Source organism: Kitasatospora phosalacinea, from assembly GCF_030268885.1.
Taxonomy (GTDB): Bacteria; Actinomycetota; Actinomycetes; order Streptomycetales; family Streptomycetaceae; genus Kitasatospora; species Kitasatospora phosalacinea_C.
Window position 1 is genome coordinate 79,315 of sequence record NZ_BSSA01000012.1, and the last position, 16,792, is coordinate 96,106.

Annotated in this window: 19 protein-coding genes; 9 read left to right on the forward strand and 10 right to left on the reverse strand. The window is 75.9% G+C overall.

Going from position 1 to position 16,792, the window contains the following annotated elements; genetic code table 11:
- Nucleotides 1-9 precede the first annotated feature (9 nt).
- Complete coding sequence (locus QSK52_RS18785) at nt 10-444, forward strand: hypothetical protein (protein ID WP_285737236.1); 435 nt, start codon at nt 10-12, stop codon at nt 442-444.
- 32 nt (nt 445-476) lie between these two features.
- Complete coding sequence (locus tag QSK52_RS18790; RefSeq protein WP_285737237.1) at nt 477-899, forward strand: DUF6086 family protein; 423 nt, start codon at nt 477-479, stop codon at nt 897-899.
- 163 nt (nt 900-1,062) lie between these two features.
- On the opposite strand, the gene QSK52_RS18795 is transcribed toward QSK52_RS18790, so the two are convergent.
- Together QSK52_RS18795 and QSK52_RS18800 are read right to left on the reverse strand one after the other, a co-directional pair.
- The gene (locus tag QSK52_RS18795) at nt 1,063-1,635 is read right to left on the reverse strand and encodes a GNAT family N-acetyltransferase (protein ID WP_285737238.1); all 573 of its coding nucleotides are present in this window, start codon (nt 1,633-1,635) and stop codon (nt 1,063-1,065) included.
- 63 nt (nt 1,636-1,698) lie between these two features.
- Complete coding sequence (locus QSK52_RS18800; RefSeq protein WP_285737239.1) at nt 1,699-2,616, reverse strand: LysR family transcriptional regulator; 918 nt, start codon at nt 2,614-2,616, stop codon at nt 1,699-1,701.
- 151 nt (nt 2,617-2,767) lie between these two features.
- Here QSK52_RS18800 and QSK52_RS18805 point away from each other — a divergent pair, with 151 nt between their 5' ends.
- Together QSK52_RS18805 and QSK52_RS18810 are read left to right on the forward strand one after the other, a co-directional pair.
- Entirely contained in the window at nt 2,768-3,649 is an 882-nt protein-coding gene (locus QSK52_RS18805; RefSeq protein WP_285737240.1) for an NmrA family NAD(P)-binding protein, read from the forward strand.
- A 142-nt stretch (nt 3,650-3,791) separates the two neighbouring features.
- Complete coding sequence (locus QSK52_RS18810) at nt 3,792-4,556, forward strand: sporulation protein (RefSeq protein ID WP_285737241.1); 765 nt, start codon at nt 3,792-3,794, stop codon at nt 4,554-4,556.
- Between the two features lie 191 nt (nt 4,557-4,747).
- Here QSK52_RS18810 and QSK52_RS18815 read toward each other — a convergent pair whose 3' ends face one another.
- Nucleotides 4,748-5,224, reverse strand: a complete 477-nt coding sequence (locus QSK52_RS18815; protein ID WP_285737242.1) for a MarR family winged helix-turn-helix transcriptional regulator — start codon at nt 5,222-5,224, stop codon at nt 4,748-4,750.
- 67 nt (nt 5,225-5,291) lie between these two features.
- Between QSK52_RS18815 and QSK52_RS18820 the strand changes: the two genes are divergently transcribed.
- A complete protein-coding gene (locus tag QSK52_RS18820; protein ID WP_285737243.1) occupies nt 5,292-6,266 on the forward strand; it encodes an alpha/beta hydrolase in 975 nt (324 codons plus the stop codon).
- 33 nt (nt 6,267-6,299) lie between these two features.
- On the opposite strand, the gene QSK52_RS18825 is transcribed toward QSK52_RS18820, so the two are convergent.
- Nucleotides 6,300-7,394 carry a polyprenyl synthetase family protein gene (locus QSK52_RS18825; RefSeq protein ID WP_285737244.1) on the reverse strand — a complete coding sequence of 365 codons (1,095 nt, stop codon included), beginning with the start codon at nt 7,392-7,394 and terminating at the stop codon, nt 6,300-6,302.
- 44 nt (nt 7,395-7,438) lie between these two features.
- Nucleotides 7,439-7,879, reverse strand: coding sequence for a MarR family winged helix-turn-helix transcriptional regulator (locus QSK52_RS18830; RefSeq protein WP_285737245.1), 441 nt, complete (start codon nt 7,877-7,879; stop codon nt 7,439-7,441).
- Between the two features lie 60 nt (nt 7,880-7,939).
- On the opposite strand from QSK52_RS18830, the gene QSK52_RS18835 reads away from it, so the two are divergent.
- On the forward strand, nt 7,940-8,707 hold the full coding sequence (locus tag QSK52_RS18835; protein ID WP_285737246.1) for an alpha/beta fold hydrolase: 768 nt from the start codon (nt 7,940-7,942) through the stop codon (nt 8,705-8,707).
- An 85-nt stretch (nt 8,708-8,792) separates the two neighbouring features.
- Here QSK52_RS18835 and QSK52_RS18840 read toward each other — a convergent pair whose 3' ends face one another.
- From QSK52_RS18840 to QSK52_RS18860, 5 genes are read right to left on the reverse strand one after another with little or no spacing between them, the layout of a single operon-like run.
- On the reverse strand, nt 8,793-9,776 hold the full coding sequence (locus QSK52_RS18840; RefSeq protein ID WP_285737247.1) for an NAD-dependent epimerase/dehydratase family protein: 984 nt from the start codon (nt 9,774-9,776) through the stop codon (nt 8,793-8,795).
- Entirely contained in the window at nt 9,773-10,735 is a 963-nt protein-coding gene (locus QSK52_RS18845) for an ATP-binding cassette domain-containing protein (RefSeq protein ID WP_285737248.1), read from the reverse strand. Before QSK52_RS18845 ends, QSK52_RS18840 begins: the two co-directional genes overlap by 4 nt.
- A 49-nt stretch (nt 10,736-10,784) precedes the next feature.
- Nucleotides 10,785-11,549: an ABC transporter permease gene (locus QSK52_RS18850; protein WP_285737249.1), complete on the reverse strand. Its 765-nt coding sequence runs from the start codon at nt 11,547-11,549 to the stop codon at nt 10,785-10,787.
- Nucleotides 11,550-11,578: 29 nt separating this feature from the next.
- Nucleotides 11,579-13,237 (reverse strand): nucleotide disphospho-sugar-binding domain-containing protein, encoded by a 1,659-nt coding sequence (locus tag QSK52_RS18855; RefSeq protein WP_285737250.1) that lies wholly within the window; start codon nt 13,235-13,237, stop codon nt 11,579-11,581.
- Complete coding sequence (locus QSK52_RS18860) at nt 13,234-14,139, reverse strand: methyltransferase domain-containing protein (RefSeq protein WP_285737251.1); 906 nt, start codon at nt 14,137-14,139, stop codon at nt 13,234-13,236. Before QSK52_RS18860 ends, QSK52_RS18855 begins: the two co-directional genes overlap by 4 nt.
- A 550-nt stretch (nt 14,140-14,689) precedes the next feature.
- On the opposite strand from QSK52_RS18860, the gene QSK52_RS18865 reads away from it, so the two are divergent.
- The 3 genes from QSK52_RS18865 to QSK52_RS18875 are packed head-to-tail and all read left to right on the forward strand — an operon-like array spanning nt 14,690 to nt 16,638.
- On the forward strand, nt 14,690-16,069 hold the full coding sequence (locus QSK52_RS18865; protein WP_285737252.1) for a class I adenylate-forming enzyme family protein: 1,380 nt from the start codon (nt 14,690-14,692) through the stop codon (nt 16,067-16,069).
- 60 nt (nt 16,070-16,129) lie between these two features.
- Nucleotides 16,130-16,411, forward strand: coding sequence for an acyl carrier protein (locus QSK52_RS18870; protein WP_285737253.1), 282 nt, complete (start codon nt 16,130-16,132; stop codon nt 16,409-16,411).
- Between the two features lie 8 nt (nt 16,412-16,419).
- Nucleotides 16,420-16,638: an acyl carrier protein gene (locus QSK52_RS18875; protein ID WP_285737254.1), complete on the forward strand. Its 219-nt coding sequence runs from the start codon at nt 16,420-16,422 to the stop codon at nt 16,636-16,638.
- The last annotated feature ends 154 nt before the right edge of the window (nt 16,639-16,792 follow it).

Below are 16,792 nucleotides of genomic sequence, written 5' to 3' on the forward strand. Positions count from 1 at the left end.
GGGGGTCGGGTGGAGGCGATCGAGGTCGGGGCGGGGCGGGTGTGGGGGCCGTGGCCCGAGTTGATGGCCGATCGGCGGCCGGTTGTCGTGGTGCCGCTGGCTCCGGGGCTGGCCGTGTCCGCTGCGGAGGGGTGGAGCGGTGCCGAGGTCCTTCCGCGGTTGCAGGAGGGGTGGTCGGCCGCCTTCGACGGCGTCCGGCTGGTCGTCACCCGTCCCGACGGCACCGCCTGGTACGACGGTCCGCTCGCGGCGGCCCGCGACTGGGCCCGGGCCGTGCGGGCCCACCGCACCCTGCTGATCGTCACCGGCCCCTTCACCGCCCCGTTCGACCTGCACCCCGCCGCCGCCGCGGGCAGGCTGTCCGTGCTGGCGGTCCCGGCCCGGCTGGTCGACGCGCACGGACTGCCCGGGGCCGTCGGACGGGCGGCTCCCGGCCACGGCTAGGCTGACCGGTCAACCGCACGGGGAGGCAGTGGATGAGCCAGTACTACGACCTGGGTGACGAGACGCTCTGGAACCCGTCCAACGGGGCGTCCCGGCTGTTCCTGCACCAGGTGGCGGTCTTCGAGGCGGAGCTCGGCCTCCCGTCCGGCATCGGCCCGATGGAGATGGACGAGTCCCAGGTCGACCCGGCCGCGCTGGGCGTCTTCGCCAACGCCCTCCTGGACCGGTACCAGCAGTCGCTGCACGCCGTGGTGCGGGCCCTGACCGAGGGGTTCCTCCTCACGGTGCTGGCCCTCGCCGAACGGGCGGGCGTCGGGATCCGCTGGGAACCGTCCGCCCCCGCACCCGGCGCCGGGCTCCGGGACGTGCAGGTTCCGGTGGGCGCGAGTGCACCTGACGGGGTGGCGGAACTACGCCGGAAGGTAAGGGAGTTGAGCCGGTTCATGGCGCGCTGACGGCGGCGCGCCGGGTGAGTGGGGAAAGCCTGGCGGGTGGGCGGCTGGACGCGGAGCGGGTGCGGTCCCGGCAGGGGCGGACGGGTGCGGCGGCGGGTCTGCGGGAGTTCCTCGGAGGGCTCGGCGGGCGGGTGGCGGCCGGGGGCTGAGGCGGGACGGGTGGTCAGCCGTCCCCGCGGGCCGTCCGCTCGGCCTGGCGGCGGGTCAGCCGCCAGACCTGTTCCTCGCCGGTCTCGGCCGGGGCCAGGCGCTCGGCGGGGCGGCGGAGGTGCTCGGTGAAGCCCAGGCGGGCCGGTACCGCGCCGCTGGCGCGGTTGGCCGGGTCGTGGACGACCTCGACGTGGTCGACCCCGGGGAGGCGGAAGGCCGCCGCGACCAGGGCGCGCACGGCCCGGGTGGCCACTCCGCGGCCGGTGGCGGCGGGGTGCAGCCAGTAGCCGATCTCCCGGCCCCCGTCGGGGGTCTCCTCGCGCCGGAACAGGCTGCAGACGCCGACGATCGCCCCGTCCAGCACCACCGCGTAGCTGAAGTCCGCGCCGTCGGCCCAGCGTTCCGCGTGGCGGGCGAGGAAGTCGGCCGTCGTGGCCCTGCTGTGCTCCGCCACCCACGGCATCCACGGGCGCAGGTGTTCCAGTGACTCCTCGATCACCTGGAAGAGCTCGGGGAGGTCCGCCTCGCCGTCGAAGCGGCGCAGCACGAGGTCGTCCAGGCTGATCGCCGGTGGTGGGGATTCCATGCCGGAAGGATCGTGCACGGTCGCTGCCGTCGGCAACGGGTTTTGGGTGCGCGCCCCCGGTGGTCAGGAGGCGGCCGGTCGGTGCGGCGCGGTGCGGTGGGCCGGGGCGGGGGTGGCGGCGGCGGTGGTGCAGGCGGCGCGGACGAAGGCGGCGACGGCCGGGGAGCGGGCGTCCTGGGGCCAGGCGACGGCGAGGGTGGAGTCGGGGAGGCCGTGGACGGGGCGGTAGGCGATACCGGGGCGGGGGTGGCGGCGGGCGAGGGAGGCGGGGGCGAAGAAGACGATGCTGCCGGTCTCGACCAGGCTGAGGATCTCCGACAGGTTCGAGGCGCGCCGGGCGGCGGTGGGCCGGAGGCTGCTGGGGCGGGCGGGGCGGAGGCCGTCGGCCGGGGCGCCGTCGGGGAGTTCGCGGCCGGACAGGTCGTCCGGGTGGAGTGCGGTGCGGGCGGCCAGCGGGTCGGTGGCGGCGAGGGCGACCAGGGTGGTTTCGGTCAGCAGCGGTTCGCTGTCCAGCCCGCGGTCGTCGCACGGGAGTTGGAGGAGCGCGACGTCGGCGCGGCCGTCGCGCAGGGCCTGCGGCTGTTCGCCGTAGCCGCCGAGGACGAGTTCGGGGGGCAGGGCGGCGGCCTCGGCGGCGTAGGCGTCCAGGATCCGGGGCAGCAGGCCGCCGTCGAGGTCGGCCTTGAGGGCGATCCGCAGGCGGGGGGCGGTGCGGCCGGCCTGGTGGGCCCGGTGGGCGGCGGCGGTGACGGCCTCCAGGGCGGTGCGGGCGTCGCGCAGCAGGACCTCCCCGGCGGGGGTGAGGGCGACCTGCCGGGTGGTCCGTTCGAACAGCGTGGTGTCGAGCTGTCGCTCGAGGGCGCGGATCGCGCGGGACAGCGGGGGCTGGGCCATGTCGAGCCGGGCGGCGGCGCGGCCGAAGTGCAGTTCCTCCGCGACCGCGACGAAGTAGCGCAGCTGCCGCACCTCCAGATCACCCATACCGCCAGGGTATCAATGCCGACCGGACCGGTCCTTCACCCGTCCGCGCGGGGCCGGTTGACTCGGCGGTGGCAGCGCCCGCGGGGCCTGCTCCCCCGCCCGCGGACCGCACGGGTCCCGCGCGTCCCACGCACTCTCACGGAGGCACCTCATGATCGTCATCACCACGCCGACCGGCGCCATCGGACGGCAGCTCGTGGACCGCCTGCTGGACGCCTGGGAGCCGGTGCGGGTGGTCGTCCGCGACCCGGCCCGGCTGGCGGCGCACGTGCGGGAGCGGGTCGAGGTGGTGCCGGGCTCGCACGGCGACGCGGCGACCCTCGCCCGGGCACTGGAGGGCGCCGACCGGCTGTTCTGGGTGGTGCCCCCGGCCGGGTTCCGCGACGCCGGGCCCGCCGAGCGGTACTACGTGGAGTTCACCCGCGCCGCCTGCGGGGAGGCCGCCCGCCGGGGCGTGCGGATGGTGGGCGTCACCTCGCTGGGCCACGGCTACCGGGGCGGGGCCGGGCTGCTGTCGGCCGCGCTGGCGATGGACGGGCTGATCGGCGCCAGCGGCGTGGCCCACCGCGCGCTGGCCCTGCCGTTCTTCATGGAGAACCTGCTGCACCAGGCCCGCACGATCGGCGAGCAGGGGGTGCTCGCCCTGCCGAACGCCGCGGACCGGCCGCTGCCGACCGTGGCCACCCGGGACGTCGCGGCCGCGGCCGCGGAACTGCTGCTCGACGCCTCCTGGGACGGCCGGGCCCGCGTCCCGCTGACCGCCCCGGGGGACCTGACCCCGGTGGGCATGGCCGAGGCCGTCTCCGCCGCCCTGGGCCGCCCCGTCCGTTACCGGCAGGTGCCGCTGGACGAGTTCCGGGCCGGGATGCTGGCGCGCGGGGCGAGCCCGGCGCTGGTGCGGGACATGGCGGACATGGTCGCGGCGCAGAACGACGGGATCTACGACGCCGAGCCGCGCGAGCCGGGTGCGGCCGGTGCCACCGGGTTCGGGCAGTGGTGCCGGGAGGTCCTGGCGCCCGCCGTCCCGGCCTGACGGGGCGTCATTCGACCGCGGCGGCGGGGGCGGTGACGGAGCGCCCGCGCTCCTGCGGACGGCCCGCCCGTCGGTGGCAAAGAGGAGGCAAAGTACGATCGGTGCGCTGGTGATCCTTCGACTCTGTGAGGAAGTGCCCCGGATGGTGTTCAAGCGGCTTCTCGGCGCCCTGGGCGTCGGCGGACCGACCGTCGACACGGTGCTGTCCACCCCGACCGTCTACCCCGGCGGCACCGTGCACGGCCAGGTCAACCTGGTCGGCGGCGAGCGCGAGGCCGAGATCAACGGCATCACGCTCTGCCTGGCCGCCCGGGTCGAGGTCGAGTACGAGGACGGCGAGGGCCACACCACCAAGGAGTTCGCCCGGGTGCAGGTCAGCGGCCCGCTGCGGCTGGCCGCCGGGGAGCAGCGGGCCGTCCCGTTCGCCTTCCCGGTGCCGTGGGAGACGCCGCTGACCGCGATCGGGGGCCACCACCTGTCGGGCATGGTGCTGGGCGTGCGCACCGACGTGGACATCGCCGGGCAGCTGGACCGCGGGGACACCGACCCGCTCGCGGTGCAGCCGCTGCCGGTGCAGCAGCGGGTGCTGGAGGCGCTGTCGGCGCTCGGCTTCCACTTCCACCGGGCCGACCTGGAGGCCGGGCACATCCGCGGCACCGGCCAGACGCTGCCGTTCTACCAGGAGATCGAGTACAAGGCGGCGCCGCAGTTCGCCGGGCGCTGCAACGAGATCGAGCTGTCCTTCGTCACCGACCCGCACCGGGTCGAGGTGGTGCTGGAGTTCGACAAGCGCGGCATGTTCCACGGCGGCGACTCGGTGCGCACCTTCGTGCTGGACCACGGGGCCGGGCAGCACGACCTGACCGGCACGGTGGACGGCTGGATCCGGGGCGTGCTGGGCCACTGACCGCGGGGGGAGGCGCTCCTCGTCCCGGCCGGGGACGGCGACCGGGCTGGGCGAGGAGCGCCTCCGTGACGGCGGTGCGGGGAGGGGCCGTCGGGGCGGGTGGGGTTCGCGGGTGCACGGGTGCACGGGCGTGCGGGTGTGCGCGCCGGGTCGGGGGCGGTCTGCGGGACGCGCCCCGCGACGGAGGGCGGTCAGCCGGTGGGCAGGCCGATCCGGTCGCGTTCGAGCGTGGCGCGGAGCTCGGCGAGGAGCTGGGCGGCGACCGGTCCCGCGGGGCCGCGGAGGGTGGCCGCGGTCAGTTCGGTCAGCGTTTCGGTGAAGGTCGCCTCCGCCGCGTCGACGAGGCGCAGGCCGTCGTCGGTCAGCTCCAGCAGCGAGGAGCGGCGGTCGGCGGGGTTGGTGCGCCGCCTGGCCCACGCCTGTTTCTCCAGGCGGTCGGCGCCCTTGCTGGCGGCGCCGATCCCGATGGCGAACTCGGCGGCGAGGTCCGCCACCCGGGAGCCGGGGTGGTCGCGCAGGAAGCGCAGGGACTCGAACTGCGAGGTGACGATCCCGTGTCGCTCGCGCAGGCGGTCGTTCAGCGCGTTGTAGAGGCGCGTCTCGCAGCGGACGAGGTCGGCGAAGAAGGCCGGGAGGTCGGTGCCGCCACCGCTTGACTTGGTTGCCATGGCATATATCTTAGCTTACATGCCTGGGCACATACTTCCCCGGCATGCACTCGCGATGGAGGCGGCAGTGAGCAGGCAGCAGCGGGCGGAGATCGACGCGATGGTCCGGCGGCCCCGGCCCGAGGGCCCCCGGTCGGTGGAGGAACTCCGCGCCGGGTTCCGGGCCCTGATGGCCGGGATGATCGTCCCGGCCGGGATCCGCACCCGGGCCACGACGCTCGGCGACCGGTCCGCGGTGCTCGTCGAGCCGGTCGGCGCCCCGGAGGAGCCGGTCGGCGCCCCGGAGGCCGACACCCCGGGGACCGGCACCCCGGCGGGCGGGACGATCCTCTACTTCCACGGCGGCTCGTACGTGGCCGGTTCGCCGGAGACGGCGATGTCGCTGACGGGGAACCTGGTGGTCCGGACGGGGTTCCGGGCGCTCTCGCTGGACTACCGGCTCGCCCCCGAGCACCCGTTCCCGGCCGCGGTCGAGGACGGGCTGAACGCCTACCGCGCACTCCTCGACGACGGGGAGGACCCCGCGGCGATCGCGTTCGCCGGGGACTCCGCCGGTGGCGGCCTCACCGTCACCACCTGCCTCGCCGCCCGCGACGCGGGGCTGCCCGTGCCCGCCGCGATCGTGGCCCTCTCCCCCGGGCTCGACCTGACCCGGACGGGCCGGAGCATGGACGACAGGGCGGACCTCGACCCGTTCTTCACCCGCGAGGGCATGGAGCGCACCGGCGCCATGTACCTGGCCGGACAGGACCCGCGCCGACCCGCGCTCAGCCCCGCCGTCTACGCCGACCTGACCGGTTTCCCCCCGCTGCTCCTGCAGGCGGGCGGCAACGAGATGCTCCTGGACGACTCCACCCGCCTGGCCGCGCGGGCGAGGGAGGCCGGAGTGGACGTCGTCCTGGACGTCACCGCCGACGTCCCGCACGTCTTCCAGGCGTTCGTCGGCGTCCTGGACGAGGCCGACCAGGCACTGGAGCGCGCCGCGCTCTTCCTTCGCCAGCACCTCCGCACCGGGAGCACCGCCCCGGCCCCGACGAGCTGAGGGCCGCCTCGCCGGGGGCCGCCCCCGGAGGGGTCAGTGGTCGCGGGTGGTGGACCAGGCGGGGAGGTGGACGAAGAAGGCGACGGCCTCCGGGCGCCAGCGGGGGTGCCAGTCGGCGGCCAGGGCGGCGGCGCGCCGGGCGTGCCGGGCGGCCCGGTCGCGGAGGGCGCGGTCGATGCCGTGGGCGCGGGCGATGCGGCGGACCGGGGCGAGGACGTCCCGGTCGTGCTCGGGGGCGCCGAGGGCGGCGTGCAGGGTCCGCAGTTCTGCGGGGTCGGCGGCGGCGAGCAGGGCGCGGACGAGGTAGCTGCGGCGGCCGGAGCGCAGGTCGGTGCCGAGCGGCTTGCCGAGGGCGTCCGGGTCGCCGAAGAGGTCGAGCCAGTCGTCGTGGAGCTGGTTGGCGGTGCCGAGCGCGGTGGCGTACTCGCGCAGTTCGGGCTCGTACGGGGTCGGGTCGGCTCCGGCGGCGAGCAGGCCGAGGCGCAGCGGGGCGAGCACCGAGTAGCGGGTGGACTTGTACTCGGTGACGGTGTCCAGGAAGGCGGTGTCCGGTTCGGGCGGGAAGTCGCGTTCCAGGTCCAGGAGTTGGCCGTTGACGGCGTCGGCTCCGGCGTCGACGGGGACGGCGGCCATGGCCAGGGCGCGGTCGGGGGGCAGGTCGCCGGTGAGCAGGACCCGGACGGCGAGGAAGGCGGCCAGGTCCCCGGCGAGGACGGTGAGGGCGAGCGCGGTGTCGGGCCGGTCGGGGAACTCCTCGCGGTACGCCTGGTGGGTGGAGGGTCCGCCGCGGCGCACGGGCGAGCCGTCGATGAGGTCGTCGTGGATCAGGCCGTGGGTGTGCAGCAGTTCGATGCTGAGGGCGGCGGCGTCCAGGCCGGGCACCGGCCGGTCGGTGACCAGGGCGGCGGCCTCGTGCAGCAGGGCGACCCGCAGGCGCTTGCCGCCGCGCAGGGAGAGTTCGCGGACCAGGGCGAGGGCGCGGGTGGGGAACCCGCCGTGCGGGGGCGCGTCCAGGGTGCCGCCCGCGGCCGGGTCGGTCAGGGCGTCGAAGTAGGCCGCGAAGCGGGTTTCGAAGCGGCGCTGGTGGGCGGCCGCACGGTGCAGGGCGGCGGTGAGGACGTCGTTCACGCCGTCAGGTTTCCATGCCGCCGGGGGCGGTGGGCGCCACGGGGTCAGAGACCTTCGACGGCGGGGGCGGTGGCGGCGTCGGGGGTCAGGGCGTGGAGCAGCCGCAGCAGGGTGGCCCGGTCCTCGGCGGGGAGCGGGGCGAAGTGGGCGGTCAGGACCTCGTCCGCGACCTGTTCGCCGGCGGCGAGGACGCGCTCCCCGGCGGGGGTGAGGCGGTGCTCGAGGCGTCGTCCGCGCCCCGGGTCGCGGACGATCAGGCCCTGGGCGACGAGGCGTCCGGCGAGGGTGCCGAAGGACTGCTCGGTCTGGAAGGTGACGGCGGCGAGCTCCCGGGCGGAGGCGCCGGGGCGGCGGGCGACCGCCCGGAGGGCGTCCCACTGGGCGAGGGTGGTGCCGACGGCGGCCAGGGCGGTGTCGAGGGCGCGGTGCTGCCGGTACTGGACCTGCTTGACGGCCCGGCCGAGGACGTGGAGCTCAACGTTCATGCCTCCACCCTACCCGTAACTCAACTAGCTTAAATAAGCATCCTTAGTTATGGTGGGCGCATGACCACCGAACCCCTCCTCACCGAGGCCGGCACCGGCCGCCCCGTCCTGCTCCTGCACGGCGGCGGCGGTCCGGCCACCGTCGCCCCGCTGGCCCGTCACCTGGCCGGCTCCGCCCACGTCCTGACCCCCGTCCACCCCGGCTGGGACGGCACCGAGCGCCCGGCCGCGCTCGCCCGGGTCTCCGACCTCGCCGACGCCTACCTCGACCTGCTGCGGCGGCGCGGACTGCGCGACGTCCTCGTGGTGGGCTCCTCGCTCGGCGGGTGGATCGGCGCCGAGATGGCCCTCCGCGACGGGGACGGCAGCGGCGGCGAGGAGGGCGGCGCGACGGTGAGCGGGCTGGTGCTGATCGACGCCGTGGGCATCGGGGTGGACGGCGAACCGCTCGCCGACGTCTTCGCCCTGGACGCCCGCGGCCTCGCCGAGCACTCCTGGCACGACCCCGACCGCCACTTCGTCGACCCCGCGACGCTGCCCCCGGCCGAACTCGCCCGCCGCCGGGGCAACCTGGCCACCATGCTGGCCCTGGCCGGCGACCCCTACATGCACGACCCCGGCCTGCGCGAGCGGCTGCGGCAGGTGCGGGTGCCCGTCCTGGTGCTGTGGGGCGAGAGCGACCGGGTCGCCACCCCCGGGTACGGCGCGGCCTACGCCCGCGCCTTCGCCGACGCCCGCTTCGTGACGGTGCCCGGGGCCGGGCACCTCCCCCACCTGGAGCGGCCGGAGGCCGTGTTCGCGCACCTCGACGCCGTGCTGGCGGGCTGAGGCCCGCCCCCGGCCGCACCGCCCCCGGCCCCGGCCGCCGGGCTCAGGACTCAGGGCTCAGGACTCGGGCCTCGGGGCTCGGGGCTCAGGGCCGGGCGCCGACCAGGCGGCGGGCGAACCAGTCGACGGTCTGCGCCAGTCCGCGGTCGGTGTCGACGGTGGGCCGCCAGCCGAGCACGGTGCGGGCCAGGGTGATGTCGGGTCGGCGCAGCGAGGGGTCGTCGCCGGGGCGTTCGACGAACTCGACCGGGGAGGCGGATTCGCACAACGCGCGGATGCGGTGGGCGAGTTGGAGGATACTCAGCTCGGCCGGGTTGCCGATGTTGATCGGCCCGGGGTGTCCGGCGGCGGCCGCGGCCAGGATGCCGCCCACGGTGTCGTCGACGTGGCACAGCGAGCGGGTCTGGCTGCCGTCGCCCGCGACGGTGAGGGGCCGTCCGGTCAGCGCCTGGGTGATGAAGGCGGGCACGGCGCGCCCGTCGGTGGGGCGCATCCGCGGGCCGTAGGTGTTGAACAGCCGGACGATGACGGTGTCGGTGCCGCGGGCGGTGCGGTACGCGGTGGTGAGCGCCTCGGCGTAGCGCTTGGCCTCGTCGTACTGGCTGCGCGGGCCGATCGGGTTGACGTTGCCCCAGTACGTCTCGGGCTGGGGGTGGACGAGCGGGTCGCCGTAGACCTCGGAGGTGGAGGTCAGCAGGAAGCGGGCCCCCTTGCGGCGGGCGAGTTCCAGGGCGTGCTGGGTGCCCTGGGCCCCGGCCCGGAGGGTTTCGACGGGGTGGCGGGCGTAGTCGTGCGGGGAGGCGGGCGAGGCCAGGTGGACGACCAGGTCGACCGGGCCGGTGACGTCGAAGGGCTCGCAGACGTCCTGGTGGCGGAAGGTGAAGCCGGGGTCGTCGGCGCGGTCGGCGAGGTTGTCCGGGCTGCCGGTGAGCAGGTTGTCGAGGCAGACCACCTCGGTGCCGTCGGCGCGCAGCCGGTCGCACAGGTGCGAGCCGACGAAGCCCGCGCCGCCGGTGACCACGGCGCGGCGGACGGTGCGCGGGGACGCGGGGGCGGGGGCCGCGGTCACGACTCCTCCAGTGAGCGGCCGGTGCGGGCGAGGAAGACGTCGTCCAGGGTGGGGCGGTGCAGCGCGATGGTGGCGGTGGCGATGCCGGCCCCGGCCAGTGCCCGCATGACCTGCGGCATGGCGCTCTCGCCGGTGTCGACGGACAGCCGCAGCGTGCCGTCCGGGCGGACCTCGGCGCCGCGGACGCACTCCTGGGTGGTGAGCACCTCGGCGGCCTTGGGCGCCAGGTGGGGTTCGGCGACGCCGACGGTGACCACCTCGCCCGCGATCGAGCGCTTGAGTTCGGCCGGGGTGCCCTCGGCGACCAGGGTGCCGCCGTCGACGATGGCGATCCGGTCGCAGAGCGCGTCGGCCTCGTCCAGGTAGTGGGTGGTCAGGAAGACCGTCGTGCCCGCGTCGCGCAGGCGGCGCACCTCGGCCCACAGCCGGGCCCGGGCGGCCGGGTCGAGGCCGGAGGTCGGCTCGTCCAGGAACAGCACCGCGGGGCGGTGGACCACGCCGAGGGCGAGGTCGAGGCGGCGGCGCTGGCCGCCGGAGTAGCCGCGGCAGGGGCGGTCGGCGTACTCGGCCAGGTCGAAGGAGTCGACGGCGGCGGCCGCCCGGGCCTGCGCCTCGGCCTTGCCGAGGCCGTGCATCCGGGCCTGCAGCACGAGTTCCTCCCGGGCCGTCACCTCGTCCCAGGTGCCGCCGCCCTGGGCGACGTAGCCGATGCTGCGGCGGACCTCGGCGGGGCTGGCGAACAGGTCGGCGCCGGCCACGGTGGCCGCGCCGCCGTCGGGCGGGAGCAGGGTGGCGAGCATCCGCAGGGTGGTGGTCTTGCCCGCGCCGTTGGGGCCGAGGAGTCCGAAGATCTCGCCCTCGGCGACGTGCAGGTCCAGTCCGGCCACGGCGTCCACGGTGGTGGTCCGGCCGCGGCGGCCGGTCCGGTAGGACTTCCGCAGTCCGCTGGTCTCGATCATCGGGGGTCCTTCTGGTACGGGGTCGGGGGACGGGGTCGGCGGACCGGGCTCAGCGGACGGTGCGGGCGAAGCGGCGGGCCGACCAGAGCAGGGCGGCCAGGGCGACGGCCGCCATCAGGGCGAGGCTGCGCCAGACCGCGGGGTCGCCGGGGTGGCCCGCGAACAGCTCGCGCATGCCGGTCACCGCCCAGCTGAACGGGTTCCAGTCGGAGACCCGGCGCAGCCACAGCGGGGCCAGTGCGAGCGGCAGCAGGGTGCCGGAGAGCAGCATCAGCGGCTGGGCCAGGTTGTTGACCAGCTGGCCCAGCACGTCCGGGTTGCCGACCTTGAGCGCCAGGCCGTACGAGACCGCGGAACTGGTCAGCGAGATCAGCGCGAGCAGCAGGTACGCCAGCAGCAGGTCGGGGACGCGCACCAGGAGGCCGAGCGGGATCGCCAGCACGATGATCACGGCGGCCTGCACGGCCAGCACCACCACGTCCCGCAGCGAGCGGCCGAGCAGCAGCGCGACCCGGCTGACCGGGGTGACCCGGGCCCGTTCGATCACGCCGGAGCCGAGCTCGGCGAGCAGGCCGAAGCCGACGTACAGTCCGCCGCCGAGGGCGAGCGCGACCAGCATGCCCGGGACGTAGATCCGGTAGGCGTCGGCCATCGTGCCCGCGCCCATCGAGGCCAGCGCGGGCTTCAGCAGCGGCGCGAACAGGGCCAGGTAGACCACGGGTTGGGCGACCCCGAGGAAGATCTGCAGCGGGGAGCGGGCCATCAGCAGCAGGTGCCGCTGGAACACCAGCCAGGTGTCGCGGAGGCTTTTCACGGTGGGCGTTCTTCCTGTTCGGTACGGGGTCAGGGGCGGGTGGGACCGGCGGGGAGCAGGGTCTCCAGGTGGTCGGCGGCGGCCGGGGCGCCACCGGCGGCGGCGAAGGACTCCCGGACGCGCCGGGCCGCCGCGGCGTGGGACGGGTCGTCCAGGACGGCCAGCAGTTCCGTGCGCAGCTGCTGCGGGCTCGCGTGCGCGAACCGCACCCGGCGGCCCGCGCCCGCGGCCGCGACCTGGGCGGCGTTGATCGGCTGGTCGCCCTTGATCGGGGCGACCAGCAGCGGCACGCCGTGGGCGAGCGCCTCGCAGACGGTGTTCAGGCCGCCGTGGCTGACCACCGCGGCCAGCTTCGGCATCAGCTCGAGCACCGGCACCCGGGGCCGGACCAGGACGTGGGCGGGCGGGTCGGCGACCGTCCCGTCGGGCGCGGCGACCACCGCCTGGAGGCGGTCGCCGAGCGGGCGCAGCGCCTGCACCACCCGGGCGTGGAAGTCGGCGGCGAGGTCCAGCGAGAGGGTGCCGACGGTCACCAGCACCAGGCGGCGGGCCGGGTCGATCCACTCCCACGGGAAGGTCCGGTCCGGCTCCCGCGCGGCCAGCGCCGGGCCGACCAGCACCGCGTTGTCCGGCCACTCCAGCGGGCCGGTCAGCGCCTCGCCGGTGAAGGCGACCAGCAGGTGCGGCGAGAAGCGCAGGTCGTGCGGGGGCTCCCCCGGCAGCCCTGCGGCCCGCCACATCGCGGCCATCCGCTGCTCGATCCACTCCTCCACCCGGGGCACGGTCGTGCGGTACGGGCGGGTCAGCTCCATCGTGGTCGGCGCGAGCGACGCCCACGGCAGGCCCGCCCGGTGCGCGGCCAGCGCCCCGGCCACCGCGTGCTGGTCGACGGCCAGCACGTCCGGCCGGAACGCGGCCACCGCCCGCTCGATGCCGGGCAGCGTGTGCCGGGCGTGCGGGACGATGTAGCCGTCCCACCGCGACCTGGCCGCCGCCAGCCCCCGGTCCGCCTGCCCCCGGTGCGCCCGCAGCGGGATCGGCGCGATCGGCGTCCCCTCCCCCAGCAGCGGCCGCAGGAACGCCTCCGACCCGGCCCACAGCACCTCGTGCCCCCGCGCCGTCAACTCCCGGGACACGGCCGCGAGCGGGTTCACGTGCCCGAACAGCGGCAACGACACGAACAGGAACCGCCCCGGCCGGGTCCGGGCGCCGACCGCGACGGCAGACGGGACGGCCGACGGATCAGAGGGCGGAGACGGGGACGGGGAGAGGGAGGGCAGGTCGGGGACCGGCTCGGCCACACCGGGGGGAGCCCCGGGGGCAGCACCGGTGGGCCCCTCGGCCCGCTCACCCCCGTACGGCTCCGTCCCGTCCGAGGCCGCGACCTTTCCCGGGACCGGTGCCCCGGCCGCCCGGTCCTCGGCGGTCGCGGCCAGGGCGGCGACGTCGGCGAGGGTGACGGTGGTGAGGGCGTCGAGGTCGAGGGTGGTGAGGTGGGTGGCGAGGTCGGCGGCGGGGCCGTAGCGGGTGCGGAGGGCGAGGCTCCAGGTGGCGAGGTCGTGGCTCTCCAGGTGGAGTTCGCTGTCGAGGAGGGTGTCGGGGTGGAGGGTGTCGAGCCAGGCGGGGGGCTGGCCGAGGGTCCGGCGGAGGAGTTCGGCGACCTCGCGGAGCAGGGGGTGCGCGGTCATGGCCGGTGGGGTTTGACGGCTCGTAGGGCGCCGTAGGTGATGACGCCGGTGTCGAAGCCCTTCTTCATCAGCGGTCCGGCGTGGAAGAAGCCGAGGACGTCGACGCCGCGGCTGCGGGCCAGCTCGCGCATGGTGGCGGGGCCGTCGTCGAGGCGGGGGACGCGGGCGAAGGAGGGGTCCCAGGAGTTGGCGACGGCGGCGCTCCAGTCGGCGGTGGCGACCTCGGTGAAGCCGGCGGCGCGGGCGAGTCGTTCGTGCTCCTCGAGGGAGGAGAAGTCGGGCATCACCTGGTGCTGCAGGATCTGCCGGACGAGTTCCTGCTCCCCGGTGTCGAGGGCGCCGTCGCGGACGGCCCAGGTGGCGACGGCGAGGGTGCCGCCGGGGCGCAGCAGGCGGTGGGCCTCGGCGAAGAAGGCGGGGCGGTCGTCGAGGTGCATGAGGCTCTCCATGGCCCAGACGACGTCGAAGGCGTCGTCGGGGTGGCCGGTGGAGAGGGCGTCCTGCTGGTGGAAGCGGGCGCGGTGGGCGAGGCCGGCGGCGCGGGCCTTCTCGTTGGCGCGGGCGGCCTGGCGGGCGCTGAGGGTGACGCCTTCGACGGTGCAGCCGTGCGGGCCGGCCAGGTGGAGGGCGGGGCCGCCGATGCCGCAGCCGACGTCGAGGACGTGGGCGCCGGTGGGGACGGCGGCGTGGGCGACGAGCTCGTGGACGAGGCGGTCGGTGGCGGCCTGCCGGGCGGCGCCGTCCCGGGCGGGGGTCTGGTGCTCGTCCCAGTAGCCGTGGTGGACGTGTTCGCCCCACAGGTCCTCGTACAGGTCGAGCGTGATGTCGTAGTAGCGCTCCACGGCCGTGTTCAGGCCGGGGCCGGTCGCGGGTCCCCGGACGGGTCCGGGGGCTGGTTCCACTGCAGGTTCCACTGGGCCGATCCTCGAAAAGTTGACATGGATGCGCCCATAAATGACGGCCGAAATGCCGCGGAAATGCGCGCGATAACGTCGGATTGGTCTGGTCCATCGCATGATCGACCCACCGGGGAAACGACCCGTGGGCATGCGGAAGGCACTCCGCCCGCAGCGGTGGCGACGCTCGGGGGCGCCGGGCGGGACGAGGGGTGCGACTGACGGATCGTCAGCAGACGGACCGTCATGTGCTGGCAACAGGCTGCCGTACCAGGCAAGTTGGCCAACCGGCGGTCACACTAGCGAGGGGCTGGGCACTCGTCAACGCAGTCGGCGAGGTCGGCGGGAACCGGACCGGCGCGGTGGAATTCGGCCCGGATCGCGGATTCGGGCAACGGGTCTTGACACCCGGTCAATTCAGAGTTGAAAGTTCGGCGTGGGAATTTCACAGGTTCCCCACGACCGTGCCAGGAAGAGGTTCGGGTTCCCCATGAAAGATGTTGCGGCAGCTCCGACCAGCAGTATGGGAGCGCTCCCACAGGTCCCTTCCGGGTCGTTGGAGCCCGAATGGGTCGACGAGGTGCTCCTGCGCGGCCCGGGCGGCGAGCCCTGCCTCTTCTTCGGCGCCGACGCCCCGGTCACCCGGGACGGGCTGCGCCGGCTGGTCCGGGAGCGGCAGGCCGTGCTGGGCGCGGCCGGGCTGCGCCGGGGCGGGTCGGCGGCGATCCGGTTGGCGCCCTCGCTCGAACTGGTCGTCCAGTTGCTGGCCTGCTGGCGGACCGGGGCCCGGGCGGCGCTGCTCGACCACCGGCTGACCCCCTTCGAGGCCGAACGGGCGCTGGAGCGGCTGGCGCCGCAGGTGGTGGTCACGGCCGAGCACCCGGTGCCGGACGGCCCGCCGCGCGGCCACCACCCGCAGCGCGCGGTGGTCACCGCCCGGCCGGGGCGTCCGGCCGGAGGACCGCACGCGCTGGTGCAGCTCAGCTCGGGCTCGACCGGCCCGGCGAAGGTGATCGGGCGGACAGCGGCCGACCTGGTCGCCGAACTCGACCGGTACGCCCGGATCGACGGGGTGCCGCGGGCGGGCGAGCGGATGGTGTCGCTGGCCTCGCCGGTGCACGTGCTGGGCCTGGTCGGCGGCCTGCTGCACTGCCTGCACGCGGGCGTCCGGCTGGCCTTCCCGGACCGGGTGTCGGCACAGGGCGTCCTGGACGCGGTCGCGGCCGGCCCCGAGCCGACCACCCTGCTGGGCGTGCCGTTCCACCTGGAGCTGCTCGGCTGGCTCCCGGACCCGCCGCGGCTGCCCCAGCTCACCGGCATGACCACCGGCGGCGAGCCGGTCCGCGCCGAGCTGCACGAGGCGTTCGTCGACCGGTACGGCGTCCGGCTGGGCTGCATGTACGGGATGACCGAGGTCGGCGTGATCGCTACCGACCTGCACGGGGCGCACCGGCCCGAGCTGACGCCCGCGCCGGGCCTGGGGGTGCGGGCGGTGGACGGCGAGCTGCTGGTCACCGCCGCGCGCTCGCCGTACCTGGACGGGGCGGGGGCCGAGCGCTGGGCCGACGGCTGGCTGCACACCCGGGACGGCGGGTCCGTGGACGCCGCCACCGGGCGGGTCCGGGTCCGCGGGCGGCTGGACTCGCAGGTGTCGGTCGGCGGGCTGAAGGTCGACCTGACCGAGGTCGAGCACACCGTCCTCGCGCTGCCCGGGGTGGAGTCCGCGGTCGTCCTGCACGGCTCGGTGATCGAGGCGTACCTGGTGCTCGCCCCCGGCGGCACCGCGGCCCGGGTCGAGGAGCAGCTGGCCGAGCGGCTGGCGGCGTACAAGCGGCCCCGGCTGCTGCACGTGCTCGACCGGATGCCGCGCACCGCCACCGGGAAGCCGGTGCGCGAGCGCACGGCGCTGGCGGCGGCCGCGGCCGCGGGGCGCTGACGCCCCGTCCCCACCGACTTGTCCGATCCATCGACGAAGGTAGAAGAGGAAGGAACGGCGATGTCCATCGAGACCGCCCCCCTGGCGGAGATCCGCGCGTTCGTGCTGTCCGCGCTGCGCGAGATGAACTACGACACCACCGACGTGGACGACGACACCCGGCTCGGCCCGGCCGGCGCGGACCTGGAGTCGCTGGCGCTGGCCGAGCTGGGCGTCCGGGTGGAGGAGCGGTTCGGCGTCCGGTTCGACGACGACGAGGCCGAGCTGCTGGGCACCATGACGGTCGGCGAGTTCGGCGCGGCGGTGGCCGCCCGGCTGGGGTCCGCGGCGGCGGGGCGCTGACCGTGGCGGTGACGGCGCGGGAGGAAGTGGTGGCGCTGCTCGCGGAGTTCGGCGGGCGGACGCCGCAGGAGGTGCCGGAGCGGGTCGACTCGATGGAGCTGGCCTGGCTGGCCCACGTGCTGGAGCAGCGGCACGGGCGGCAGTTGGACGACGACACGCTGTCCCGGATCGCCACCGTCTCCGACGCGGCGCGGTTGCTGGAGGGGCTCCGGGCTGCCGAGCGGTAGCGGGCGGCAGGTAGAGCAGGGGGCAGGTGGCAGCAGGAAGCGCAGCGGGCGGGAACCGGCCCCGTACGGCCGGTCCGCCGTCCGCGTGCGCACCGGAACGCGCGGGAGAGCGCGGCGCGGTCAACGGCCCTGCGGGGCACGGCGAACCAGGGAG